Source organism: Stieleria mannarensis (assembly GCF_014154935.1).
GTDB classification, from domain to species: domain Bacteria; phylum Planctomycetota; class Planctomycetia; order Pirellulales; family Pirellulaceae; genus Stieleria; species Stieleria mannarensis.
On record NZ_JACEHH010000029.1, the window covers coordinates 1 to 26,693 of the forward strand.

The 26,693-nt window shown below is 61.7% G+C and carries 21 protein-coding genes; 12 read left to right on the plus strand and 9 right to left on the minus strand.

Annotated features, from left to right (window positions below):
• Positions 1-437 precede the first annotated feature (437 nt).
• The 4 genes from H1B37_RS19410 to H1B37_RS19425 form a co-directional block, all read right to left on the minus strand.
• Positions 438-1,547, minus strand: coding sequence for an NHL repeat-containing protein (locus H1B37_RS19410; protein WP_182868322.1), 1,110 nt, complete (start codon positions 1,545-1,547; stop codon positions 438-440).
• A 53-nt stretch (positions 1,548-1,600) separates the two neighbouring features.
• On the minus strand, positions 1,601-3,073 hold the full coding sequence (locus tag H1B37_RS19415; RefSeq protein WP_286177925.1) for an RtcB family protein: 1,473 nt from the start codon (positions 3,071-3,073) through the stop codon (positions 1,601-1,603).
• 20 nt (positions 3,074-3,093) lie between these two features.
• Complete coding sequence (locus tag H1B37_RS19420) at positions 3,094-6,054, minus strand: CHAT domain-containing protein (RefSeq protein ID WP_182868323.1); 2,961 nt, start codon at positions 6,052-6,054, stop codon at positions 3,094-3,096.
• A gap of 479 nt (positions 6,055-6,533) precedes the next feature.
• The gene (locus H1B37_RS19425) at positions 6,534-8,078 is read right to left on the minus strand and encodes a UxaA family hydrolase (RefSeq protein WP_182868324.1); all 1,545 of its coding nucleotides are present in this window, start codon (positions 8,076-8,078) and stop codon (positions 6,534-6,536) included.
• A 250-nt stretch (positions 8,079-8,328) separates the two neighbouring features.
• Here H1B37_RS19425 and sucC point away from each other — a divergent pair, with 250 nt between their 5' ends.
• Together sucC and sucD are read left to right on the plus strand one after the other, a co-directional pair.
• Complete coding sequence (sucC, locus tag H1B37_RS19430; RefSeq protein ID WP_182868325.1) at positions 8,329-9,516, plus strand: ADP-forming succinate--CoA ligase subunit beta; 1,188 nt, start codon at positions 8,329-8,331, stop codon at positions 9,514-9,516.
• A gap of 120 nt (positions 9,517-9,636) precedes the next feature.
• Positions 9,637-10,509: a succinate--CoA ligase subunit alpha gene (gene sucD, locus H1B37_RS19435; RefSeq protein WP_182868326.1), complete on the plus strand. Its 873-nt coding sequence runs from the start codon at positions 9,637-9,639 to the stop codon at positions 10,507-10,509.
• Positions 10,510-10,672: 163 nt separating this feature from the next.
• Here the strand turns inward: sucD and H1B37_RS19440 are convergent, their stop codons facing one another.
• The 3 genes from H1B37_RS19440 to H1B37_RS19450 form a co-directional block, all read right to left on the minus strand.
• On the minus strand, positions 10,673-11,518 hold the full coding sequence (locus H1B37_RS19440) for a sugar phosphate isomerase/epimerase family protein (protein WP_182868327.1): 846 nt from the start codon (positions 11,516-11,518) through the stop codon (positions 10,673-10,675).
• Positions 11,519-11,590: 72 nt separating this feature from the next.
• Entirely contained in the window at positions 11,591-12,505 is a 915-nt protein-coding gene (locus H1B37_RS19445) for a sugar phosphate isomerase/epimerase family protein (protein ID WP_182868328.1), read from the minus strand.
• A gap of 7 nt (positions 12,506-12,512) precedes the next feature.
• Entirely contained in the window at positions 12,513-13,007 is a 495-nt protein-coding gene (locus H1B37_RS19450) for a DUF6960 family protein (protein ID WP_182868329.1), read from the minus strand.
• Positions 13,008-13,256: 249 nt separating this feature from the next.
• Here H1B37_RS19450 and H1B37_RS19455 point away from each other — a divergent pair, with 249 nt between their 5' ends.
• The 6 genes from H1B37_RS19455 (at position 13,257) to H1B37_RS19480 (ending at position 21,626) form a co-directional block, all read left to right on the plus strand.
• Positions 13,257-15,602 carry an Hsp70 family protein gene (locus tag H1B37_RS19455; RefSeq protein ID WP_182868330.1) on the plus strand — a complete coding sequence of 782 codons (2,346 nt, stop codon included), beginning with the start codon at positions 13,257-13,259 and terminating at the stop codon, positions 15,600-15,602.
• Between the two features lie 323 nt (positions 15,603-15,925).
• Positions 15,926-17,329, plus strand: coding sequence for a vWA domain-containing protein (locus H1B37_RS19460; RefSeq protein ID WP_286177912.1), 1,404 nt, complete (start codon positions 15,926-15,928; stop codon positions 17,327-17,329).
• Between the two features lie 11 nt (positions 17,330-17,340).
• On the plus strand, positions 17,341-19,095 hold the full coding sequence (locus tag H1B37_RS19465; protein WP_182868331.1) for a sensor histidine kinase: 1,755 nt from the start codon (positions 17,341-17,343) through the stop codon (positions 19,093-19,095).
• Complete coding sequence (locus H1B37_RS19470) at positions 19,096-19,809, plus strand: response regulator transcription factor (protein ID WP_182868332.1); 714 nt, start codon at positions 19,096-19,098, stop codon at positions 19,807-19,809.
• Positions 19,810-19,974: 165 nt separating this feature from the next.
• A complete protein-coding gene (locus H1B37_RS19475) occupies positions 19,975-20,910 on the plus strand; it encodes a sugar phosphate isomerase/epimerase family protein (RefSeq protein WP_182868333.1) in 936 nt (311 codons plus the stop codon).
• A 329-nt stretch (positions 20,911-21,239) separates the two neighbouring features.
• On the plus strand, positions 21,240-21,626 hold the full coding sequence (locus tag H1B37_RS19480; RefSeq protein WP_182868410.1) for a TM2 domain-containing protein: 387 nt from the start codon (positions 21,240-21,242) through the stop codon (positions 21,624-21,626).
• On the opposite strand, the gene H1B37_RS19485 is transcribed toward H1B37_RS19480, so the two are convergent.
• Positions 21,623-21,844 (minus strand): hypothetical protein, encoded by a 222-nt coding sequence (locus H1B37_RS19485; protein WP_147867151.1) that lies wholly within the window; start codon positions 21,842-21,844, stop codon positions 21,623-21,625. The genes H1B37_RS19480 and H1B37_RS19485 overlap by 4 nt on opposite strands.
• Before the next feature lie 357 nt (positions 21,845-22,201).
• Complete coding sequence (locus H1B37_RS19490) at positions 22,202-22,540, minus strand: P-II family nitrogen regulator (RefSeq protein WP_182868334.1); 339 nt, start codon at positions 22,538-22,540, stop codon at positions 22,202-22,204.
• A gap of 534 nt (positions 22,541-23,074) precedes the next feature.
• On the opposite strand from H1B37_RS19490, the gene H1B37_RS19495 reads away from it, so the two are divergent.
• The 4 genes from H1B37_RS19495 (at position 23,075) to H1B37_RS19505 (ending at position 26,618) form a co-directional block, all read left to right on the plus strand.
• Positions 23,075-24,436, plus strand: a complete 1,362-nt coding sequence (locus tag H1B37_RS19495) for a Gfo/Idh/MocA family protein (protein ID WP_182868335.1) — start codon at positions 23,075-23,077, stop codon at positions 24,434-24,436.
• 379 nt (positions 24,437-24,815) lie between these two features.
• Positions 24,816-24,947, plus strand: a complete 132-nt coding sequence (locus H1B37_RS33940) for a hypothetical protein (protein ID WP_286177914.1) — start codon at positions 24,816-24,818, stop codon at positions 24,945-24,947.
• Positions 24,944-26,140, plus strand: coding sequence for a chymotrypsin family serine protease (locus H1B37_RS19500; protein WP_182868336.1), 1,197 nt, complete (start codon positions 24,944-24,946; stop codon positions 26,138-26,140). Before H1B37_RS33940 ends, H1B37_RS19500 begins: the two co-directional genes overlap by 4 nt.
• A 208-nt stretch (positions 26,141-26,348) precedes the next feature.
• Positions 26,349-26,618: a hypothetical protein gene (locus tag H1B37_RS19505; protein ID WP_182868337.1), complete on the plus strand. Its 270-nt coding sequence runs from the start codon at positions 26,349-26,351 to the stop codon at positions 26,616-26,618.
• Positions 26,619-26,693: the final 75 nt, after the last annotated feature.

Below are 26,693 nucleotides of genomic sequence, written 5' to 3' on the forward strand. Positions count from 1 at the left end.
ATCCGCCTGCACACGCAGGCACGGAGTCGGCGTCAATCGAAAACACAACGTCGTTCGCCGTGCCGCGGTGAACGGTGGACGTTCACGCTGCCAACCGACGCCTCGGCGCGAGCACTTCATCTTTCGTGTTTTTCGCGTCTTTCGTGGTTGCTCTCTTCTCCGCTGTTCGCATCCCGGTCCAACGCCTGGCATCCCGACTGCGATAGGTTCGCTGGAATTGCGCCCACCGGATTTCATCACGCACCTGTTTCCTGGGATTCGCTCCTGATATCGCGGCTCGATTGGTGCGCGGTCGACTCGGCCGAGGAAGACAAACCGACGCCTGAAACGGTGACCGTAGCGTGTTTGCCAAATCCAACGGGTGCGACGGATCGCATTTCGCTGGTCGGGCGATGTGTCTTAGGGACGGAGGGCCGGCAGAGTGTCTGCCGGTGGTGTCAGCCACCGGGGATTCGACCGGCCAACACGCGGTGGTGCTCGGAATCGGAAACGAAATACACGTCGTCTTGACCGGGCCGTGACAACACGGCGGTGCCGTGGGGGCGTTTCATCGGAAAGGGGATCTGCATCGTTTCGATCACGTTTCGCCCCAGGTCGACATAACGCATCGCTTGGTTCTCGGTGTCGACGACCAGCAGGTTGCCGGCCGAATCGACGGCGATGCCTTTGGGGCCGCGGAAGGTTGCCGACAATGGATCAGCCCCGTCGCCGTCGTGCCCCTTTTGCCCTGTGCCGGCGACGCGATTGATCCGATTCGTTTTGCGATCGATCTTCCAGACGCTGTTGCCTTCCCGCAGCACCAACCAAATCGCTTGTTCGTCGATGGCCAACGATCGCGGGCCGAACAGGGAGACGTCGGAAGCCGGCTTGCCCTCGACGGGCAATGCTCGCCGGCCGTCACCGGCGACGGTGGTCACGATCCGGGTTTCCAAATCGATCCGCCGCAAGCGATGATTGGTGGTGTCGGCGACCAGCAAGCCTCCGTCACCGTCGAGCACGATGCTGTGGGGCTGGCTGAAGCGTGCCTTGTCGCCGGTTTGGCCGTCGCCGCGAAACCCGTCGACGCCATCCCCGGCGATGGTCTCGATCACGCCCGTCGCCGCGTCGATCCGTCGGATGCAGTGGTTGCGGGTATCGGCGACGAACAAGTTGCCGTCGCGGTCGGCGCGGATTTCGTGCGGCGCGTTGAACGTCGCGTCGATTGCCGGCCCGCCGTCGCCGCGATGTCCTTGGTTACCGGTGCCGGCGATGCGTTGAATCTGTGTCCCGTCGTGGTCGCATTTCCAAATCGAGTGATCGTCGACCGTGCTGAAATAGATTCCGTCCGCGGTGACTTCGATCCCGTAAACGTTTTGCAGCGCGACCTGCGTGGGGGCCGATGGCTCGACAGCGATCGGTGAATCCGCTTTTCCGGTGCCGGCAAAAACGGACCAGGATCGGGCGTGGATGCCTTGGGCGTGTGTGGCAGCGATGCCGGCGGCGAGATGAATGGTGAAGGCCGATGCGAGAACAAGTGCAAGGGATGGAAAACGGTGGCGGGAGTTCACGGTGCAGCAATCCTGAACGCGGTGTGACGAATGGGGCCAAAGTGGCGACCATTCTAATCGTCCGCCGCTGCGCCGTCTTTGATCACAAATTTCGCTTTCAGCCGTGCCACTTCCTCAGCCAATCCCGCTTTGCGAACACTCCCGAGCACCTCGTCGAAATCCTTGTACGCATCGGGGGCTTCGTCGCGAGGATAAACACTGCAATTGCTGATCACGTCATGTTCTGCCAGCCCCCGATCGATCTCATCTTGCACCAGTTGCTTTTTGGCCTTGGTGCGGCTGAGCCGTCGCCCCGCGCCGTGGTTGACGCTAAAAGCGGCCGCCGAAGCGCCATCGCCGGCCACCATCACGCTGGACCCGTCGCGAGGATTTCCCGGCAACAGGATTGGATGCCCGGTCGATTCAAACCGCGTGCCGGCCAATTGCGGATGCCCAGACGGCAATGCGCGTGTGGCACCTTTGCGATGAACCCACTGGATATCCCCGTCGATCGGTTCTTGGCGGGCGATGTTGTGCGAGATGAAGTAGACCAATTCGCCACGGACACCCGGAAAGACTTCGCGAAACGCTTCCAAGACCAAGTCATTGATCAGCAGGTGATTGACGGTGGCAAAGTTGGCCCCCATCGCCATGTCACACAGGTAGTCGCGGCCTTCGGGCGAATCAACGCGGGCGTACACCAGTTGAGGATCGCCGGCGGGAAACGCCAACCCCTGTTTTTGAAACGCGGTCTTCAACGTGCGGAACTGTGCGACCGCCAAATCGTGTCCGAACCCACGCGACCCACAATGGGACAAAAAGGCCACGCAGCCATCTTTGAGTCCAAAGGCGTCTGCGATCGCACGCTGTGAGTCGAGGACGTGAACGACTTCGGCTTCACCGAAATGATTGCCGCCACCATAGCTGCCCAGCTGGCGATACTTGGATTCAATCCGATCCAATTTGTCGCGTGTCCGCCCCATCCATTCCAGCCGCGCCGCCAGGGTGTCGCTGGATCCGTCGGGCGCGGTGTGGGAGGCATCTTCGCAGGCATCGGCCCACGACTTGGGGATTCCGAGCTTCTTCAGCACCTGCTTGGATGCGCCTTCGGTCGCGATTTTAAAACCGAGCTTGCCGTCGACGCGTCGTGACTTGGGTGCGTGCCGTTGGCCGCGGCCGGCGCCGGTGGGAACGCGTTTGCAAATCGCGCGAATGATCTGTTTTCGTACGGCGAGCGCATCGATGGCTTCGGCGGGCAAGTCCGTCTGCAACAGACTCATGCTGCACTTGATGTCCACGCCGACCGGGCCGGGATAGATGTGCGTCGGTGAAACCATCACGCATCCGACCGGCGCGCCATAGCCGACATGGGCGTCGGGATTGAGCACCACACGCGAAACGCCCGGGGCGCGGCGACTGTTGATCGCCTGGGACAGCGTTTCGCCGCCGAAGGATTGACGAATCGATTCGGTTCCGATCACCGTGATCGGCGAAAGGTCCGCGCCGGCCGGCAGCGTCGCCAACGCCTCGCCGGTGACCGTCATCATCTCGTGTGTGGTGTCCAAAATTAATTCAATGGCGAAGCGTGAAGGTAGGTCGACCAGAAAAACGGCTCGTCCCCGGTCAGTGTCTCACGTTCTTGATCGGATCCGGACAGGGTAGGTTCGCCTAGCGGTGAAATTTCGCTTCGACGGAGCACGTTTTTGGCGCGGCTCAACGCAGCGGCGGCCCCCAAGAACGGCAGCTCTTGGACGTACTCACGCAACAGGATTGCCGTCGACTCTCCGCCCACCGCCCAGCGGCTGAGGATAACGTCGCGCACACCGCTGTATTGCAAGGCGGCGATCGCGTGCATGATTTCATGCCCCGAGACGCCTTGGCTGGTGTCCAGGTTGGATCGGAATCCGGCCAGGAAAACACTGCCCGGTGTGCCGGGGGGAAATCCCAACCAAGATCGCAGCCGACCTTGGCGGATCGACGCTTCATAGCCCGCTAGGGGCGAGTCGAGGACCGATGACGGGTTGGGCGTCGTCGGCTCGGCGACCACCAGATGTCCGGCGACGTTGCCGCTCTGGCTGGTCGGGATCATCGCATCGCCGGGCAGACGGACGGCGGCGCCGGCGTGGATCGAATCCAGGATCGTTTGCACCAGCATCGCGTTGCTTTCGGCCTCACGCGGTGCAAAGAACTTTCCGGCCGTCACGGCGATGGCGGGATGCGTGGTTTTGTCGGCCGTCGGGTAGATGGCGAGCGCCGGCGTCGCGGCATACACGACGTCGATGGAATCGCCCAGCAGCGGAGAGTCGCGCTCGTCGGTCGGCAACAATTCAAACGGCACGTACCAGAGCAACGCGTCGGGGATCACGATGAGCCGCTTGATACCGGCCAGGCGACCGGTCAGCAGCGCACCGGTTCCCATCGAGAGCAGACGGTCACGCAATTTCAGCGCTTCATCGCGCCAGCCGTCGTCCTCGGGCAGCCGGGCGCCGCGTGACGGGGCGGCGCCGATCCCGCGCGACAGCGCAGCGATCTCGCCGGCCACGCGACTGGCTCCCTTGATCGTCCAGTACGTCGATTTCTGCTTGGTGCACAACACCGCGTGGATCAAGCTTCCGTCTTGGCAAAACGCCAGGATGCCGGCGTCGTCCGGCAGCACCGACGCGGGTTGTTTGTCGTCCAGCGGGTGCGGCATCACGACGGGCAACTCCGTGCGATCCAGTGCGATCGCCCATGCGGCCGCCTCCAGTCGATCGATGCCGGCTTGGACCATTGCCGGATCGGCCCCGGCGGCGGGCTGGGCATCCAACTCGGCTTTGGCGGCGGTACGCAGATCGCGGATCGATTTGTCGGCGGCGTTGCGGAATTCGACGATCTTCTGTTCCAGCAATTTGCCCGGCATGCGAGCGAGGGCACGAACCTGCATCACGCGTCCGCCCATCGGCAGTTGGCTGCGAATTCGCCCTGCTTGCAGATCTTCGATCCGCGCCAGCACGTCCTGGCCGCTCTCGCGCGACGCCGCGGTTCGCAAGCGTGCCAGCCGCAACAAATCACGATCGGCGACCACGCCGGCGATCGCGTCGACCGGGTCGCGTCGCCAGACATCAATGCCCGGATCGTTCGCGTAGCCGGCCAGCAGCACGTCGGCGGATTGGCCGTCCAGATTTCGCCCCAAGGCCAAACGGACACGCTGCAATTGATACAGCCGCGGCATGGAAATCAGCGATCGTTTCCGAATCCGACTGTTGGTCGCAAAGTGAAAGATCTGGGACAGGGCGTCATCCCACGGGCCGGTCGCATTGGGGTTGCCGCCGGGGGGAGCGGTTCGGGTCGCCAGCCGTGCGGCGACATAAGCGCCATAAGCGTCCAGCCGGGGCTGCATCACATCGCGCCGCATCGCGAGCGCCTTGGCCTCGCCCAGCCGAGCCGATGCGGAGGCAAGATCGCCTGCGGTGACGGCGGCGTCGGCCGACGCGATCAAACAGTGCAACGCGGCCAGGCGGGATTTTCGCAACAGGTTGGTCGCGGCGACTTGACCGGCTTGTTGGATCACCGCCGCGTCTTTGGCGCTCGCACAACCGGCGGCCAGCTGCAACGCTTCGCCGACCCATTCAAAGTAGTCCATCGACGCGGCTTGGTTGGCCACCGCCAAGCACAGCGGGATCGCGGCGGCGGGCTTGTCCGATCCGGCCAGCGCCGACGCGGCACACAGCCCGGTGATCGGCGAGATCGGATGGACGCCGCCGTTGTACGTTGCGTTTGCCGATGCGTCGGAGACGGCGCGTTCGTCTTGCATCGCGCCGAACCGTTCGGCCGCACGCATCGCGCCGATCAGGTTTCGGGCGATCGGCAATTGCAGCCCCGCGGGGTACTTGGTGCTGTCGAGCAACTGGGTCGCCAAGGCGTCGCCTTCGGCAAGCGGCCCCAAGATGATTCGGCGGCGATACGATGCGATCGCCAGCCCACGCAGAATCTCGATCGCGTCAACGGGCTTGATGTTCAGCTCTTCGATCTGTCCGCCCTGGATCAATAGCTCCTCGGTCAGTTGTTCCCCCGAATAAAACTTGATGGTTCGAGTGACCGGCAATCGGTTGACCGCATTGGCTTCGGGCCACAAGTATTGCTTCGGTGAAAGTTTGGCCTGCGACATCAAGACTTCCGACCAAACCGGTCGCCCCAGCCAACCGCGATAGCGGATCGCAATTTTCAGCGACATGTCCAGGCTTTGCATCGCCCCTTCCAGATCGCCCAGCCGGTACTGGCATTCCCCCATCATTGCAAACACGGGAATCGCATCGATCCAGTGCCCGTTGATGTCTTTCCGCGTGCGGGCAACCGCGATGTCAAAGGCGTCCAGGGCCCTTTCCAAGTCTCCGCTGCGATACACGTCCAAGGCGAAGTAATATTCCGGTGACGGGTAGCCGCTGCCCATCGGTTCGCGGCCCAGGCTGGGACCTAAACCGGCACCCTGGCCGCGGACTGTCCCGGAATCGAACACGGACAAACCGACCAGCAATAGCAAGGGGGACAACAAACGGGGCCAAGGGGTCGCAGACGAGAATCGCGCCATCATTACGGGTGTGCCTATCGAGAGGTTGGCTGGGAGAGTTTTCGGCTCACCGATCCCAATCGGGGGCGAACCCCATTCAGCATCGGGGGGAATAGGAAAAAAGAGCCAGGTCACCGCGCGTGCGAGGCAACACGACACGAGGACCTTTAGTTTACGCCACGGTTAGGCCGCGGTCGAATCTTGGCGTGGCGGGGCAAGGACCAAGAGACGCGAAAAATGATTTGTGAAACCGGCGGGGCCCCGAAAAAATGCGGAGCGCGAAGAAAAATCCGGAGCGTTAAGAAAATGGCCCACGGATGGCAACGCGTCCCCACGGATCGTTCCTCGGACCGGCATCCGTGGATTCACGCTGCCACCCGTGGGGCTGTTTCGGCGTGGACGGCGGAGGGACGCCTGTTCCATTGCTTTCCCACATGGGTCCCTGCCCAGACCGGCGGGCGTCAGAGGGTGGGGCCGACGGTCCAGGGGACGAATTCGTGGTCCCCGAACCCGTTGCGTTCGCTGGCCGTTTTTTCTCCGCTGGCCACGCCGAGGGCGAACTCAAAGAACTCGTCACCGAGCTGCTGGATCGCTTTGCCGTCGATCGCTTGGCCGGCGTTTAGATCCATGTCGTCGCGCATCCGCTGAAACAGATCGCTGTTGGACGCGACTTTGATCACGGGCGAGGGTTTGCAACCGAAACAGCTTCCACGGCCGGTGGAAAACATCACCAGATTCGCTCCCCCGGCGACCTTGCCGGTCACACTGGCGGGGTCAAATCCGGGCGTGTCCATCACCACCAGCCCCTTGGCCGTGACCCGCTGGGCGTAATCGTAGACCGCCTCGAGCGCCGTCGAGCCGCTCTTGGAGACCGCGCCGAGAGATTTTTCGGTGATCGTGGACAGTCCCCCGGCCTTGTTGCCCACCGACGGATTGTTGTCCAGCTCGCCGCCGTAGTAGGCCACGTATTGCTGCCACCAGTGCAGCAGGTCGATCAGTTTTTGCGCCACCTCGGGCGAGCGACTGCGATCACACAACAAATGCTCCGCACCGTACAACTCGGTCGTCTCGGAGATGATCGACGTGCCCCCGCAGGCGACGATGCGATCGGAGACGACTCCGATGGCCGGATTGGCCGTGATGCCGGAGTAGCCGTCGCTGCCGCCGCATTCGACCGCCAGGCAAAGCGCCGACGCATCCGCCGTCCTGCGCGTCGCTTGGTTGGCAACGTCAAGGACCTGTTCCAGCATCCGTTCGCCGCGGGCGATGGTCGCTTGTGATCCGCCTTCGGATTGCATGGTCAGCGTGGGGATCGCATCATCGCGAGTCAGACGCTCCCCGTCGGCGGCATACAACGGGACGATGCCGTGTTGCTGGCCCAGATAGGCCGGAGTGTTTTGTTCACATCCCAGCCCGATCATCAGCCGACCGCCGACGTTGGGATGGTTGGCGTAGCCGGCCATCGTGCGTGCGAGCATCTGGTGTTTGCGGCCGTCGTATTGGAGTGCGCAACCGCCGCCGTGCGACGCGGCGAAGACACCGTCGACGTTGGGCCAGCGCCGCAGACGTTCGGCGTCGAATCGGGCAACAATCTTGTGACAAACCGTCGCGCTGCAGTTGACCGTTGACAGAACCGCGACGTAGTTGCGTGTGCCGATCCGCCCATCGGGGCGATGATAGCCCAGGAAAGATCGTCGCAGGGGCGGCGGATCTGCCGGCGGGTTGGTCGATGTGATCGTCTCGGCGACGCTGTGCTGATCGCGCAGGTTGTGGGTGTGGGCATGGCAACCGACCGCGATCGGCTGCGTCGCGATCCCGATCGGTTGTCCGTACTTCATCACCGGCGAACCGGCCGGGATTTCTCGGATCGCAACCTTGTGTCCGCTGGGAATCGGGCCGGCAACTTCGATCGGACGGCCGTCGATTTCCAAGACGGCACCGGCGGCCAGCGGCGCGGTCGCGATCGCGACATGGTCTTGAGCGTGCAGTCGAATGAAATCGGGCATGATGGAGGGGGGCTGGGGAGTTGCCGCAGGACAGATTCACGCTGCCTATGGTTCCGGCGCTAGCACTGCGGACGTATATTCGCGGACCCGTAGCCGGAGCACCAGGGTACAGCATTTGCAGGAATGTTCACCGCCGGGGCAGGCCTCCCGAAAGAAGTTCGGTTCGACATCAGCGCATCGGGCTGATCCGACGGCCAGGAGCCGGCTACATCGTCACAATCGTCTTCCACGCACGCGGATCGAAACCTCGATGAAAATCCACGAATATCAAGGCAAAGAACTTTTCCGAGAGGCCGGAGTGCCGGTCTTGGACGGCATCGTCGCCACCACGCCCGATGAAGCCGCCGCGGCGTACGAAAAACTTGGTGGTAAGATCGCCGTGGTCAAGGCACAGATCCATGCCGGCGGCCGTGGCAAGGGCACGATCATCGACAACCCCGAACAACACGGCGTGGTGCTGGCAAAAAGCGCCGACGAGGCGCGTGCGGCGGCCGAGGGATTGCTGGGCAAAAAACTGGTCACGATCCAAACCGGACCGGCCGGCCAGACCGTCGGCAAGGTGTTCGTCGAAGCCGGCTGCGATATCGCGCGTGAATTGTACCTCGGTATCGTGCTCGACCGCGCCGCCGCCAAACCGGTCCTGATGGTCAGCACCGAAGGCGGGATGGAGATCGAAACGGTCGCCGAAAAGACCCCCGAACTGATTCACAAAGAACACTTCGATCCCGCCGTCGGACTGGAAGCGTTTCAGGTCCGCAAGCTGTGCAAGAAGCTGGGCATCAGCGGTGCCGCGGCCAAGGCGGCCGCCAAATTCATGCCCGCGATGTGCCGCTTCTATGTCGATTACGACTGTGAATTGGCCGAAGTCAATCCGTTGGTGATCACCGGCGATGATCAAATGGTCGCCTTGGACGCGAAAATCAACTTCGACAACAACGCGCTGTATCGCCACCCCGGCTATGACGAGCTGCGTGATTTGGCCGAGGAGGAGGAGAGCGAGGTTCGGGCCAGTGCGGCCGGGCTGAGCTATGTCAAACTGGAAGGCAACATCGGCTGCCTGGTCAACGGCGCCGGACTGGCGATGTCGACGATGGACATCATCAAGTATCACGGCGGCCAACCGGCCAATTTCTTGGACGTCGGCGGCGGTGCCAACACCGAACAAGTCACCGAAGCGTTTCGGATCCTGTTGTCCGATCCCAATGTCAAAGGAGTGCTGGTCAACATCTTCGGCGGCATCGCCCGTTGCACGACCATCGCCGGCGCGTTGATCGAGGCCAGCAAGACGGTCGGGTTTGACGTCCCGCTGGTGGTCCGGCTGGAAGGCACCGAAGTCGAGGAAGGTCGCAAGATGTTGGCCGAAAGTGACGTCGACGTCATCACCGCCACCGACATCACCGACGCGGCCAAGAAGATCGTCGCCGCCACCGGGGTCTGATCCCGCAGAGACGACCTGGAATCTCGACGCCCCCCAAGACGCCGAGATCTAAAAAACCGAAGCGTTCACGCTTCACCATCCCCCCAACGCACACCAGACTCGACTGAGACGAACCTTCCGATGAGTATTTTGATTGACGCGAAGACAAAAGTCATCTGCCAGGGCATCACCGGCAGTGCGGGCAAGTTCCACACCCTGGGCTGTCGCGACTACGGCACCCAAATGGTCGGCGGCGTGACGCCCGGCAAAGGCGGCCAGGATGTCGAAGGCATTCCCGTGTTTGACACCGTCGAAGAAGCGGTCGCGGAAACCGGTGCCGACGCGACCATGATCTTCGTCCCCCCGCCGTTTACCGCCGACGCCATCCTGGAAGCCCTGGACGCCGGCATCAAGGTGATCGCGGCGATCACCGAAGGCGTGCCGGTCATTGATATGGTCCGGGTCTATGAAAAGATCCGCGCCAGCGATGCGGTCTTGATCGGCCCCAATTGCCCCGGCCTGATCACCCCGGGCCAATGCAAGATCGGGATCATGCCCGGCTACATCCACAACCCCGGCAAAGTCGGCGTGATGAGCCGCAGCGGCACGTTGACCTACGAAGCTGTCTGGCAAACCTCCGCACTCGGGCTCGGACAAAGCACTTGCGTGGGGCTGGGCGGCGACCCGATCGTCGGAACCAGTTTCATCGACTTGCTGAAGCTGTATCAGGCCGACGATCAAACCGAAGCGATCTTGATGATCGGTGAAATCGGCGGCTCGGCCGAAGAAGAGGCGGCTGCGTTCGTCAAGGAACACGTGACCAAACCCGTCGCCGCGTTCATCGCCGGACGCACCGCACCTCCGGGAAAACGCATGGGACACGCCGGCGCGATCATCAGCGGCGGCAAAGGCACGGCGACCGAAAAGGTGGCCGCCCTGGAAGCGGCCGGCATCACCGTCGCCCCGACCCCGGCCGACATGGGCCAAGCCGTCGTCGATGCGATGAAGGGCTAGACGCCGGCTGCAATTTAATCTCCCGGTCGCGAAACTCGCCGCGGGTTTCGCACCGGCGTGGTGACGCCGCACGGAGACCGAAAGCCTTGGCGGCTTCCGCTACGACACGAACCCGACGCCTGGCCTTGAGCGGTGCCCAAGGCCGGCGGGACCTCTGTCAAGATCAGCCCAGGATTTCGCGGCGGAGCCGGGTGAGCAACTCGATCGCGCCACCGATCTCTTGCTTTTGCCGCACCGGATCTTCGGGGATTTCGCGTTCGATCGTCAGCGGTCCCTGGTACCCGATTTCGTGCAAGGTTTCCAGGTACTTGCGCATGTCGACGTCGCCTTCGCCCAGGGGCACTTCGCAGCCCCAGGTTTCCCCCGGCTTGTCGCTCCAGGTGCCGTCCTTGCAGTGGATGCTGCGGACATGCTTGGCGACGACCTTGAGGGCTTCAATCGGTTCACCGGTGCCGTAGAGAATCATGTTGGCCGGATCGAAGTTGATTTTCAGATTCTCGCGGCCCACCGCGGCGATGAACTCCAGCAACCCTTCGGCCGTCTCCTGCCCGGTTTCCAGGTGCAGGAATTGGCCGTTGGTGGCACAGTGATCACACAGCTCGGCGGTCACCGCAACGATTTCGGCGTACTGCGGATCCGAACTGTCATGGGGGATAAAGCCCAGGTGCAGCGCGACGGCGTCGCAACCGAGCCAGTTGGCGAAATCGGCGATGTCACGCATCTCGGCCAATCGGCTTTGGCGGGTTTCTACGGGAACCAGCCCGATGGTTTTCACGACGGTCGGGATGTCGGCGTAGCTTTCGCCCTCGAATCCACCGAACACGGCCGTGCAACGCACGTTCATCGCGTCTAATTGTTTCTTGAGTTCCTCGGCGGTCGCCCGATCACGCTTGGACGGGTGCGGGGCGTGCAGCTGGATGGTGGGCAGTCCCAATTCTTTGATGACGTCCCATTTGACGCCGAGTCCGGCGTCGACGGAAGCGAACACACCGATGGGCCAAGATTCCATGTCTGATATCCGTAAAAGTGTTGGAGTGAGTTTGGTGGGAGGGGGCCGGCGGAGAGCATGTTGAGCGATCGCTCAAACGACGTAATTGCGGAGAAAGTTATAGGACTGGTTCAAGGCACGCAAACAGTCCACGTCGGAACCTTCGTAGGCGCGGTCCTCGACTTCCACGCACACCGGGCCGTTGTACCCGGTGTCCGTCAATGCCCCGAAAAACTGGCCCCAATCGACATCGCCCATGCCCGGCAATTTCGGGGAATGCCACTCGTTGGGAGCGGCCAGAACGCCGACGCGGTCAAGCTTTGCCCGGTCGACACGCACATCCTTGGCATGGACGTGGAACAGTTTATCGGCAAATTCCGCCAGTGGTGCAAGGTAGTCGATGTGCTGGAAAATCAGATGCGAGGGGTCGAAGTTCAGCCCAAAGTGGTCGCTGTCGATGTCGTCAAACATCCGTTGCCAGATGGCCGGTGAATGGGCCAGGTTCTTTCCCGCCGGCCATTCGTCGTTGGTAAAAAACATCGGACAGTTCTCGATCCCGACCCGCACGTTGTGCCTTTCGGCCAACTCGATGATCGGTTTCCAGGTCTCCAAAAAACGTGGCCAATTGTCATCGACGTTCTTGGTCCAGTCGCGACCGATGAAGGTATTCATCGTGCCGATGCCCAAGTGGGCGGCAGCGCGAATGACAGCCTGAATGTGCTCGACCGCCAACGCCGCCTCCTCGCGATCGGGGGACAGTGCGTTGGGGTAGTACCCCAAGCCGCTGATCGCGACTCCGCTGGTTTGCTGCAGATCGTGAATCGACTGGACCGCCGCGTCGTCCAGATCGTGAACATCGATGTGGGTGATGCCGGCATAACGACGCGTCGCCTTGCCCTTGGGCCAACACATCACCTCGACACAGTCGTAGCCGATTTGGGCGGCCGTTTGAAAAACTTGCTTCAAATCCGCGTCAGGAAGAATCGCGGTGACATAACCGAGTTGCATGACAGATCTATTCTTCGAGTTTGGTGTCGGGGACGGTTTCACCCGTGCCATCCCAATTGGGGGCGCGATACCGAGTCGTCGGCCGGCGGACGGTCGGTTTGTTCGTCAGCAATCGCAGCTGATCACCCGAATAAAGTTTGGGAACCAACTGATCGCCACGCCGCAATCGGTACAAGATACAGCCTTTGCGTTGGACGTAGTACATGCCCCAGACCTTTGCGACGAACCGCTCACGTTCCAGCCCCACGCCTTTGGTTTCGACTTGATCGCCGATTTCAACGCCTTCGCTGCGGACGGCCAGCCACATCGTCGGTCGCAATCGAAACCGCAGCCGACCGTAGACATAGTGGTAATAGACGCCATCAAATGAGATTCGCTTGAGCACCCGCGGGCTGGGGATCACTTGCGTCGCGATCGGGGTGTCGTCGGGATGGATGAACCCTTGGCCGTTTTCCGGCCATCTCAGAAAACATCCGTAATCGGGCAACTGTGGCCATTGCATGGGCAATTAACATTTCACGAGGCGGAAAATCGGGAAACGCTCCAATGCGTTTGACTTCGTCGAAGGACAGTGTAACCGAATCAACACCCTCCGTTTTTTGCCCCAATCCGACGGCGGTCCGACCGCATGCCGCGCCCGACCGAAGTGGCATCTTTCGTCACACCCTCGGCGTGTACAATCGGCGACGTTTGGCGTTCTTCCGACAAACTGTTCCCGGCCTCCTCCCGTTTGACCGACTCATCGTTCCTTATGCCAGATCACAAGACGCAACCTCCGGTCGGAATCGACCTCGGCACCACCTTTTCTGCGGTCGCCTACCTGGATGCCGACGGTCGGCCGGAAACGATTCGCAACTCCGAAGGCGACCTGACCACGCCCAGTGCCGTCTTTTTTGATCAGAAACGACCGATCGTGGGCATGGAAGCCGTCGAGGCGGGATTGCTGGAACCGGACCGCTTGGCCCAGTTCGCCAAACGCAACGTCGGCGAGCAGTACTATGAAAAATCAATTCGCGGCAAACACCTGCCGGCCGAAGTCATCCAGGCGCTGGTGTTGCGAAAGTTAAAAACCGACGCCGAATTAAAACTCGGCCGCATCAGCGAAGCAGTGATCACGGTCCCCGCGTTCTTTAATGAACCCTGTCGCAAAGCGACCCAGGACGCCGGACGGCTGGCCGGGCTGGACGTGCTGGACATCATCAACGAGCCCACCGCCGCGGCGATCACCTATGGCGTCCAACAAGGCTTCTTAGGGGGCGTTCGAAACGCTGAACCGCTGACCAGTCGTGGCCGCGAATTGGTGCTGGTGTATGACCTCGGCGGCGGCACCTTTGACGTCACCGTGATGGAAATTGAAAAAGGAAACTTCAACACGATCGCGACCGCCGGTGATGTTTATCTGGGAGGCATCGATTGGGACAACCGAATGGTCGACCTGATCGCCGAAGCCTTTCTTGCCCAGCACGGGCACGACCCCCGCCGGGACCCGCAGGCTGAACAGGAACTACTGCGCAAGGCCAATCAAACCAAACACGCACTGACCCAGCGTGAATCGGTCACCGTCGCCTTCGCCAGCGACGGCCGGCGGTTGCGGACCGAGATTTCCCAGCAAGCGTTTTCCCAGCGCTGCGTGGACTTGGTCGAGCGAACGATCATGACGGTGCATCTGGTGCTCGATGATGCCGGGATCGATTGGCCCGACCTGACACGATTGATCCTGGTCGGCGGTTCGACACGGATGCCGATGATTCGCGACGAACTGCAACAACTCAGCGGCATGGAACTCGATCGGTCGCTGTCGCCCGACGAGGCGGTCAGCCACGGTGCGGCGTTGTACGCCGGCATGTTGTCCGCCGGGGCGAAGGACAAAACCGGCATCTCGGTGACGAACGTCAATTCGCACGATCTGGGCGTTTTGGCCGTCGACCCCAAATCGAACAAGCCACGCCGCAAAATCATGATCCCGCGGAACAGCAAATTGCCGGCACGCAAAACGGTGCGGTTTCGCACCCACGTCAACAACCAAGCCAACGTCAAAATCCAAATCGTCGAAGGCGGGGACAAACGCGGCATCAATGCCACGCCGATCGGCAAGTGCGTCGTCGCCGACTTGCCCAAAGGCACCCCCAAAGGCACCAATGTCGACGTGCGGTTTGATTACCGCGCCGATGGGCGTCTGACAGTCCACGCCTCGCTGCCCGAAATCGAGCGGAAAATCACCATGACGCTCAATCGGGCGGCCGGATTGTCCGACCAGGAGATCGGAACGTGGACCAAACGCCTGGACGAGGGGCTGAGCGACGCCATGCTGGCCGGCATGGTCGAAGGCGACGACGGCCCGGCCGACGATTCGATTTCTGGTGCCGGCGACGTGCTGCCCGACGATGGCCCCGTCGCCGAGGACACCGCGGTCGGGAATGCCGCGGTCGGGAATGCCGCAGCGGAGAACGTTGCCGCCGAGGTCCCCGGAAACGTCCAAGGGTTCGCCGCACTGCAACACGTCGAATCCGAACCGGAACTGCCGGAAACGCCAGCCGCCCCGGTCCCACCGGCCAGCGCCGCGGCCATCCTGGGCGTGCCGGCCTCGCCATCCCCCCAGCCCTCGACGCCCCATTCGCCGGCTCCATCAGCCCCCAACACTCAGGCCCCCAACACTCAGGCGTCCAGTTCTCCTGCCCCCGGCGGTCCCGCCGAACCGGCAGGCGCGGTGCGTGAGCCGAAGCCGAAGTTTTCGGTCGATGCGGGCGATGCGATCAAGATCGAAACCGACCAGGCCGCCGCGCCGGCGGCGAAATTGTCAACCCGCGACGCCCAGAGCTTGGCCGCCGCGACCGGATCGACCAAGCCGACGATCTCCGAAAAACCGCAATTGGAACTCGACCCCAAAGACGCCGCCCCGGCGGTCAAGGCCGACGCGAACGACTTGGCGATGCTCGCCGCCTTGAGCGGAAACACTGCCTCGCCACGCAAGGGCGACGTGCCGTTGATCGTGACCGATCCGCCGGCCGGCAAAGACGCGGCGAACAAACCCGCTGAAATCAAACCCGCTCCCAAGCCGAAGAAATCCGGCGGGCTGTTCGGACGAAGGCGAAAGTGAAGTCCCGGATCAACGGCCCGTTCATTCGGGAACGCAGCACCCGTTGGTGTCTAGCCTTTAGGCGATCTCCCCGTCGCTGCGGTGCAGCGACAATGGGCGGCGAAAGCCTGCGCACCAGCGCCGGTGCCGATCGCGTGACATTTCTTTTACATTGTTTTGAGACGTTGAAGACCATTAAATCGCCGGTTCGTCGTTTACTAGGTTAGCTGCGACCTACACTCGCCCGTCGGGCGATGGGTGAATCGGCGTGTCGGCGGTTTCTGGGATCGCCTCCGAACTGCGCGGCTGCACCAGTGCCCCACTGAGGCGAGGGAATCAAAACGATGTCTGCGAACCATTGGAAAAATGCATCTGTCTTGTTGGCCGCCGGCCTGTGTTTGGCGGCGATGCTCGGCGGCGGCGAATCGACCGCGAGGGCCGAACAATTGTCGTTGGACGTCGGCGTGTCCAATCCGGCGATGCTGGCCGGGGAAAAACAGATCAACCACATCCGCATTTCGTTGACGGGGTTTGACGTCCCTCAAAACGAAGCGCGTCCGCCGGTCAACACGGCGATCGTGATCGACCAAAGTGGATCGATGGGCGGACAAAAGATCGTGCAGGCCCGCGAGGCGGCGATCGCAGCGGTCCGTCGGTTGCGTGACGACGACATCGTTTCGATCGTGCTGTACGCCGATTCGGCCACCGTTCTGGTGCCGGCCACCAAAGCGACCGATCGCAAATCGATCATCAAAAAGATCCGCTCGGTCACCGCCGGGGGAAGCACCGCATTGTTCGCCGGCGTCAGTAAAGGCGCCGCGGAAGTCCGCAAGTTTCTCGACAAGGAATCGGTCAACCGCGTCATCCTGCTGAGCGACGGCCAGGCCAACGTGGGGCCGAAGAGTCCCCGTGAACTGGAACGTCTGGGGGCCTCGCTGGTCAAGGAAGGGATCAGCGTCAGCACGCTCGGTTTGGGACTCGGTTACAACGAGGACCTGATGAGCCGTTTGGCGGCGGCCGGCAGCGGCAACCACATGTTTGTCGAACAAGCCGATGACCTGGTCGCGGTCTTTCAAACGGAATTCAATGATTTGATGAGTGTGGTGGCCAGTGACTTTCAAATCCACGCGAAAATCGGCAAAGGCATTCGCCCGGTCCGCGTCTTGAACAACAAAGCGGACATCAGCGGCCAGGACATCTATATTCCGTTGGCCCAGTTGTACGCACGGCAACAACGCTACTTTGTCATCGAAGTGGAAGTCCCCGCGGGGGAAGCCGGCAGCAAACGCCCGCTCGCTTCGGTCACCGTCCAGTATCAAAACATGCTCAGCAAGACGACCGACACGTTGACCAGCAGCATCGAGATCCGTTTCACCGACGACAAGGAAGCCGTGGCCAGAGAATGCGATCACGAAACGGCGGCTTACTGTGCGATTCAGTTGGCCAACGAAAAGAACGTCCAGGCGACCGCCCTCCGCGACGCCGGACGGGTAAAAGAGGCCAAGCAATTGCTGTTGGGAAACTCTGCCGAATTGCAAAAACTGGACGCGATGTATGGCGCGATGATCGCAGAGGAGCTCTCCAGCGAACTGAAACGCAACGCCAAGCTGAACCAGGATCAATCCGCGATCATCGAGAGTCCGTCGGCTTGGAATTCGTCGCGAAAAGCGATGCGGTATGAGCAAAGCAAGAACGCGGCGCAGCAACAAATGCGCGTGAAAGTGGCTCCGCCCTCGGATAAAAAGTAGGACCTGACGGAATGCCTCGTCGCTTGTTCCTTGCACTCCTCCTGCTCGTCGCCGCACCGCTGGTGCTGCTGGGCTGGATGAGTGCAACGGCAGTCACGGCCAGCCAGGCGGCGGCAAAGGATAACCTTGCCACGTTGCTTTCGTCCCAGCTTTATGACGCCGACATGCGGATCGTGCAACTGTTTGACAGTTATGCGATTCGCTTGGACGACCAGCTCGACGCCTCGGACTCGGTTTTCGAAGCCCTGCGGCGGATGCGTCGCCAGGAGCCGATCTTGCGGCAGGGGATCGTCGTCGACCCGGCGGGCACGATCGTCTTTCCGCGGCCGGGCGATTTGATCGGCATCGATGAAAGCGAAGTGGCCGCGGCGCTGCCCGGGTTGGTCGACGCGCGTCCGCTGCCCAGTGCGATGCGAGAGTCCCTGGTGCCTGCGACCAAAACATCGGGTCCGAAGTCAGCCGGATCGAAAGTGGCCGGGATCCAGTCCGCCCGCGGTCCGGCGGCGCCGCGGTCGGCGTTCACCGAATCGGCCTGGCAACAGTGGTACATGGCCGATGGAACCCAGGTGGTTTACTGGCGGGCCCGTCGCGACGGATCGACCGTCGGCATGCTGCTGGAACGCAGTCGCTGGATCGCGGATCTGATCGCCGTGCTGCCCGATCACCGCAGCTCCCAGGCAGCGTCCTCGCTTCGTGTGGCCGGGTCGGGTCCCACCGTGACGCCGACCGGCCAGGGTTCGGTCGGGCGGAAATTGTCCGACCTCTCACCGACCCCGATCGGCAGTCTGACCTTGGTCGATGAAGCCAAACGGCTGGTCTATCGGTGGGGAAACCGCGATGAATTTCAGCTGGTCCCCTTGGCCGCGGCGCCCCTTTCGGAGCCCCTGGCCAGCTGGCAACTGCGGCTGCACGTCGATCCCGCGCTCGTGCCTTCATCCAGCTCCGTCCCGATCTATGTGTCCTTGGCCGGCATCGCGATCCTGCTGTTGGCGGTGGGGTTCTACGTGCTGACGTCGGTCCAGCGTCAGATCAGCGAGGCCAAAAGCCGGGTCAGTTTTGCCGGCCAGGTCTCTCACGAACTGCGCACGCCGTTGACCAACATCCGGCTGTACACCGAGTTGGCGGAATCGGACCTGCGGCGGATCGGCAACAGCGACGCGGCCGATTCCCTGGCCCGGCGTCTGGAGGTGATCGACCACGAAAGCCGGCGTCTGCAGCGACTGGTGACCGGCGTGTTGGAAATGATCCGGCCCAACGGAAAACCGCTCGGCGTCCGGTGTCAGAGCACCGACGTGGGCGAGTTGATTGCGGGCATCGCGGAACAATTCATGCCCAGCTTCAAGGCGGCGGGGCTGTCGCTGGAGACAGATTGCCAGTGCCACCGATCCGTCTCGGTCGACCCCGACATCATCGAAATGGTCCTGGTCAACCTGCTCAGCAACGTCGAAAAATACGTTCCCCGCGGCGGCCACTGTATGATCCGCTGTGTGGTTTGCGGTGATCTGCCGGCCACCGAAACGCCATCGCCGCAAAAGCTGCGTGTCACCGTCAGTGATGACGGACCGGGCATCGCGGCGACGCATCAATCCAGGATTTTCCGTCCCTTTGTGCGGATCGACGACTCGATCAATGCGCCCAGCGGAACGGGAATCGGGTTGACCATCGCCCGTCGCGCCGCGGCACGCCACGGCGGCGATCTGGCGCTGACACCCGATTCCCAACTCGGCGGCGCGGCGTTCGAGTTGACCGTCCCGATCGGTGATTAAATGGCACACCAAATCTTGATCGCCGAAGACGATGCGAACACGCGAGCCGCGTTGGCGGAGGTGCTGCGCAGCGAAGGCTACGTCGTGACCGAAGCCGCCGACGGGCGACACGCCAAGGATCTGTTCGACGCCTCGCCGCCGGACATCGCCTGTCTGGATGTGATGATGCCCGGCATGAGCGGTTTTGATGTTTGCAAGTACTTTCGTCAGCAATCACCGACGATGCCGATTCTGTTCATCACGGCCAAGGCGGAAGAGATCGACAAAGTGATCGGTCTGGAACTCGGCGGCGACGACTACATCGTCAAACCCTTCGGGACCAAGGAATTGATCGCACGGATCCGCGCCGTCGCTCGCCGCAGTCTCGCAGAATCACCCGACGCCGGCGTGACGTTTTCCGACACCCCCTTTGCCATGGGGGATCTGGAGGTGTCACCGAGGGAGCTCCGTGCCCGACGCGGTGACGAAACGATCACGCTGACGCGGCGCGAGGTGTTGATCCTGCAAACGCTGGCCGCCCGCCCCGGCGAAGTCGTCAAACGTGCCGACCTGTTCCGCTCGGCCTGGGAAGACGACCACGTCCCCAACAGCCGAACCATCGACCAGACGATCAGCCAGCTAAGAAAACGCATCGAGACCGACCCCAAACACCCCCAAATCATCCAGACCGTCTATGGCGTCGGCTACCGATACGAAGCCACACCGCGCCGGTAGCGGAAGCCGCCAAGGCTTTCGGCTCGACCCTTGCGGCGTCGCCGCGGCCGCGAAAGCCTTGGCGGATTCCGCGACGAGTGGGGTTGCGCCACATTCCGGCGGATTGGTGTAGAATTGGCGACCTGAATTCAACCAACCATTTCCTCCCCACCCTTCCGCTGGATCATGACCAACCGCCGTCAATTCCTCCAATTTGCGTCCGCCTCTGCCGCGTCTCTCTCCCTCGCCCCGCTGCTTCGTGCCGCGGAGACCACCGGAGGTGGCAGTGCCCCGTTCAAAATCTCGTTGGCCCAGTGGTCGCTGCACCGCACCCTGCGAGATGAGAGCAAGGGGCTGACGAATCTGGATTTCCCCCGGGTGACCAAAGAGGAGTTCGGGATCGATGCGGTCGAGTATGTCAATCAGTTCTTCAAAGACAAAGCAAAGGATCAAAAGTACCTGAGCGAACTAAAAACCCGCTGCGACGATCTGGGTGTCAAAAGCCTGTTGATCATGTGCGACGGCGAAGGGCGTTTGGGTGACCCCGACGACGCGAAACGAACCCAGGCGGTTGAAAACCACTACCGCTGGGTCGACGCCGCGAAATTCCTGGGCTGCCACAGCATCCGCGTCAACGCGAGCAGCGCCGGCAGCTACGACGAGCAGATGAAACTGGCCGCCGACGGATTGCGTCGGCTGAGCGAATATGCCAAACCGCAAGGGTTGAACGTGATCGTCGAAAACCACGGCGGCTTGAGCAGCAACGGGGCGTGGCTGGCCGGAACGATCGCCAAAACCGAAATGGACAACTGTGGCACACTGCCCGATTTCGGCAACTTCTACCTGTCACGCGGCAAAGAACCCAAGATGTACGACCGCTACAAGGGTGTCGAAGAGTTGATGCCGTACGCCAAGGCCGTCAGTGCCAAGTCGCACGACTTCGATGAAAACGGCAACGAGGTCCACACCGATTACTTCAAGATGATGGACATCGTGCTCAGTCACGGCTACCACGGCTACGTGGGCATCGAATACGAAGGCGGCAAGGTGTCCGAGTACGAAGGGATCCGTTTGACCAAGGCCCTGCTGGAACGCGTCGCCGAGAAAGTCGCCAAGGGGTAGCGGCAAGCGATTCCAACCCTAGGTAGTGGCAGATTGATGCGGGGCAGAATGATGTTCCGTCCCGTATCAGCGTCACGCGGAAATGAGCGCCGACGTGCAGGCTTTCGCCGGACGGTGCCAAGATCGGGGAGGGATCGGCGAATTGGAATTTGAATTGCGTATGTTTGCATTCGATTGCGCACGATTGCATTCGATTGCGACCGAGCGGCTGTGGTCTGCCATGGACGTCCGCTGTCGAATTCCACGTCATCCCCTTCACCTGCAATTGCCCTGCCATGCACGCCACCACCGAGACTGACGCCCCTCAAGCCCCAACCATGACCGCTGCGATGACTCCGACCCACCCGGTGTTGATCGGGTACCTGTACTGGATTCTGGGCATCTTTGGGGCGCACCGGTTTTACTTCGGCCGGCCCGTCACCGGCGCGATCTGGTTCTTTACCGGGGGCGTGTTATTGATCGGCTGGATCGTGGACCTGTTCCTAATCCCGGCGATGGCCGAGGATGCCGCGCGTCGCTACCGGCCGGGCCGCTTCGATTACACGCTCTGCTGGGTGCTGCACACGTTCCTGGGGTTGTTCGGCGTCCACCGACTGTACATGGGCAAGATCTTCACCGGGGTGCTGTTCCTGCTGACCGGTGGCTTGCTGGGCGTCGGATTTGTGTATGACCTGCTGACGTTGAATGAGCAGGTCGATGAATTGAACTCGGCCTAGCGCCGTTCCTGTTTGACGGCGTGTTCTTGCATCAGCGCGTCGAAGCGTTTCCATCCCATCTTGCACCCGTTGGTCGTGCCCTTGGGAAACCAGACCAGCGAACCGTTGGATACCGTCAACGTGCCCAGCACGCTGCCGTCGGCCTTGACCGTAAACTCGATGTCCGCGCGACCGAGCGGGCGTTTGGGAACATCAAACTCGACTTCATGCTTTGCCATCTGGATTGTCCTTCGATGCTGGATTCGTAGCCGCCGCGGTCGGCCAAATCGGCGGTTCCGACGGGGCTCTTGTGCGGGGATGAAGTGTCACATCATACAGGACACCACAGCGGTGGGAGCCCGCAGAAGGATGGCAGAATGATACGGGGCAGAATGATGGGGAGCTGTCGCTGGCGGTCGACGTATGGTCCAACGAAGGACACAGGGAACTGAAACGGTCAAGATCCCCGACCGGCGGTTGAGAGTTGGCGCGTGATGGATCGCGAGTGCGATGTTGAGAAGATTGTGTGGATCGGTTTCTGGCAACCGCAGTCCGCCTCACTGCGTTGCCTGGTGACGGTCGGACGATGCCGTCGATTAGAGCGCGGCCTGGTCGGTTTCGTCGGTGCGAATTCGCACCACGTGTTCCAGCGGCGTGACGAAGATCTTTCCGGCACCGATGTGCCCCGTCTTGGCAGCCTTGCTAATCGCTTCGATGACCGGATCGACCAACGCGTCGTCGATCGCGACTTCCAGCTTGACCTTCGGGTTGAACTTCACGTCCACCACCGCGCCACGGTACATCTCCGTATGTCCTCGTTGATGGCCGTAACCCTTGACCTCGGTCACCGTCACTCCTTTGGCACCGATTTCGGCAAGGGCATCCCTGACCGCGTCCAGCTTCAGGGGGTTGATAATCGCACTGACAATCTTCATCGCAAAATACCTCGGGGAAAGGGGTTCCGTTTTTGTCCACGACGTATGAGTGGCAATCGGCGTGCCAACCTGCGTTTGCATCGCCCGCTGACCGCACGCCGCGCGAGTGTTGACATCGATCCCCCGGTCTCCGTCGATGGTCAGGACTAGAAAGCGCGCGTGCCGTGGTCCGATCTGGCGACCGCGCTTGCGAATCCGCACAAGCGCGCGATCTGGATCAATCAAAACAGATCGATCTGTGCGACATGGCCCGGTGCACGTCTCGCTTGTTCCGCAGCCTGATGGAAAATGCACGCCTTCGGTCAAACACCGATCACGGCTGAGGCTGATCAACCGCTGAAAAGTCTCCAACCGATGTGGCCGCCGGCAGCCCGATGCGTCGTTCGGCGGAACACGATTTGCATCGCCAGATCAAATTCCACGCTTGAAGCCGGAGCCAGCTTCTGCGCGGTTGATCGGGCTGACCGATCGCCTCGTAGGTCGGCTTCGCTCCTGCCCCACCCCGATCCCCCCTTTGATGGTTAGGAGTCTCTCATGGCCGCGTCTCCCATTGCCTCTGAAACGTCCCGTCGCCAATTCTTGCAACGCTCCGGTGCCGCGGCGGTCGGCGCGACGGTGTTGGGTCAAACCATTCCGGCGGTCCACGCGGGTGAAAACAACACGATTCGCTTGGCGTTGATCGGTTGCGGCGGACGCGGCAACGGAGCCGTCGTCAACGCGCTCAACACGGCCGACCAGGGTCCGATCGAACTGTATGCGGTGGCGGATCTGGAACAGAGCAAGATCGACAACTCGCTGAAGCCGCTGTCACGAAAGTTCCCCGAGGCCATCAATGTTTCCAAAGACCGACAGTTCTTGGGGTTCCAGGCATACAAGGCGGCGATCGATGTGCTGCGTCCCGGCGACGTCGCGCTGTGCACGACTCGCGCTTATATCCGCCCGGTGCATGTCGAGTATGCCGTCCAAAAAGGCATCAACGTGTTCATGGAGAAACCGTTCTCGCCCGACCCGGTGGGGCTGCGCCGGATGCTCAAGGCAGGTGAGATGGCCGAGCAGAACGGGGTCAAGATCGCCGCGGGGCTGCAATGCCGACATTCACCCGCACGGGCGGCGTTGATCGACAAGATCGCCAGTGGCGAAATGGGCGACCTGTCCTACATCCGCGCCAATCGGCTGACCGGTCGGCGTTGGCTGGGCGACCAACGCGAACGGTCCAACATTTTTGCCGAACAATTAAAATTCGGGAAGGCACAATTGATGTGGGTCGGGTCCGGGCACATGGTCGACAACTTGATTCACCAGATCGACGAATGCTGTTGGCTGATGGACGATTGGCCCGTCAGCTGTCACGGCATGGGTGGGCGTGAAGTCAACAGTGAAGACCGTGGACAGAACAACGACATCTACTCCATGGAATACACGTTCCCCGATGGCAGGAAAGCGTTCTGCGGTTTCCGTCGGGCCAAAAACGGCGACAACGACTTTGCCACCTACGTGCACTGCAGCAAGAAAGCGGGGCAGTTCTCCGGCAACGTGCACAAGGCGACCGTCCACATGTTCAAGGACCAGCGGATCGCCAAGGACAACATCCAGTGGTCTCCGACACCGGATGCCGAAAACCCTTGGGACTACGAATGGATCGACTTCATTCGCAGCATCCGCAACGACCTGCCCCACAACGAAGCCAAGCGTGCGGTGTACGCCGACTTTGCATCGTTGATGGGCCGCGCCGCGGCGCACCTGAATCGAACCGTGACCTGGGACGAGGTGACGAATTCGAACTTCCAATTCTGCGACTACCTGGACGATCTGACCGCAGACAGCCCGCCGCCGGTCACCGCCGACCAAAACGGATTCTTCCCGCCACCGGAAGCCGGCGAGTGGGTTGAGCTGTAAGCCTTACGCCGCCCCAAGGGCTCGCCCGCGACGCGAGCCCGACGGTGGCACACAACCCGACCGGCGTCCCCATTCTTCACCACCCCATTTTTTGACCACCCCTTTCTTGCCCCACCCATTTGCCGAACCACCCTGATGCGCCATCCGCATGCCGAATAGGGGCAAGTCGATTTCAGCCTCGCCCCGTTGATGTTTTATTGTGAAGTCCCCAGGCCTGCGATCTGGCGTGCCAACGTTGTCGCGCAGCATTCGAAGTGACCGCGGACATCGACCGCATTGTCCGCGTACGTCATCCATTCCGATTCGCTACCCGAGGGTTTCCGTAGTGCGTCGGCGGAGGCCTCCCTAGGATCAAGGGATCGAGCGGGCGGAATGTGGATTGCCCCGATCTGACTTGACCGGATTCAACTTGACCGGATTCAACTTGACCGGATTCAACTTGACCGGATTCAACTTGGCCGGATTCAACTTGGCCTGGGCGATCGTCTCAATCCTAGGGAGCCAATCATGAGCATCGGCGACGGCGATTTTTATGAAGACGCAGAGATCAGTTCTTCGGCGGACGAGGGCAGCGGTTTGGACGCACCGCCGACACCGGATGGTCCCTCGGGCAATTCGGACTCGGAATTTGATCCGCCGCCGTTTGGTGAGGAGGACGGCGGAGGCGACGAGGGTGGGTTTGAATCCAGCGCCGCCGACGATCGGATGCGCGAGGTCAAATCACAGATCGAACAGCGTTTGGCCGAGGCGGCGTCCGCCGGTGCGATGTCGCTAGCCGGCGCACGGCACATCGACAGCGCGGGGGTCCAGGGCGTCGGCATCTCCAGTGGAGTGATCCCTGGGGAGAAAAGTTTGATCGTGTATGTGGAAAGTGCTGCCGACCAGGAGCAGGTGCGTCGCGAGATCGTCGACACGATGGGGGTCAGCGCCATGTCCAGCGATGACATGCCGATGGAGATCGAGGTCACCGGGGAGATCGTGCCGTACACGACCAACCGATCCCGGTTTCGGCCGGCCCCGGCCGGTGCCTCGGTCGGTCATTTTCGCATCACCGCCGGGACGATCGGTGGTTGGGCTCGTGGTCGACGCAGCGACCGTCGGCGGCGTCTGCTGATGGTCTCCAACAACCACGTGCTGGCCAATTCCAATGACGCCCGGTTTGGCGATTCCATCATTCAACCGGGACCGGCCGATGGCGGTGTGAATCCCGCAGATCGGATTGCGATTTTGGAGCGTTTTGTGCCGATCAATTTCAGTCCCGGCGCCGTGAACTTCGTCGACGCCGCGACCGGATGGTGCTGGCCCGACCGCGTCCGCCGCGACCACGTTTACCATCGCGGCGGGACCACGGCGCGGTATTTCAAGATCGGTAATTCGGTGATCGAACCGTCGGTCAACATGGTCGTGGGCAAGACCGGGCGGACGACCGATCTGACCCAGGGCACGATTCGCGCCACCGGCGTTTCAATCAACGTCAATTACGGAACGTCCGGTGTGGGACACTTTCGTGACCAATTCTCCGTGCGTTCGACGACCGCAAGCGACTTTTCCGCCGGCGGGGACTCCGGGTCGATCGTTTGGCAGTGGCGACGGGGGCTGCCGCCGGTCGGATTGCTGTTCGCCGGCGGCGGCGGCACCACGTTCTGCAACCGAATGTCACGCGTCGTCACCGCGCTCGACATCACGCTGTACGAACTCACCTGATCGGCTCAAAACTCCCGTGGGTTCGGCTTCTCCGGTAGCGGAACTCGCCAAGAGTTTCGCCCCGGGGAGAATTGATTCCGAGCGTGGTCCGCCGTAGGATGACTCTGATCGATCTGCAGAAAATGGACCGGTCGATCCCGCAATGGCGTGCCGCACGATTGCGGTTTTGAAAACGTCGTCTGCGACACACCGACCAAGGGACTCGCGCATGAATCGAGATGAAAAGGCAGCCATGCCGTATCAGCCGGCGGACATGATGCCCGCCGCCATGACCGGAATCGAGGCCGCGTTGGCCAAGGCAGAGCAGATGTTGTCACGTCGAAAGGGTGTGAAGGGCATGGGGATGACCAAGACGCGCCGCGGCCAAGACGCGATCATCGTGTATGTCGACCAACAACAAACGATTTCACAACTGCCCAGCGATGTCGACGGCTTTCCCATCATCGGCGACGTCACCGGCCAAGTCCGCGCCTACTGAACCGAACGGACCGCATCGCTGTTTCGCTGAGGGTCACAATCACCCACGCCGGCATGCGATACAGCGCGGGACAGA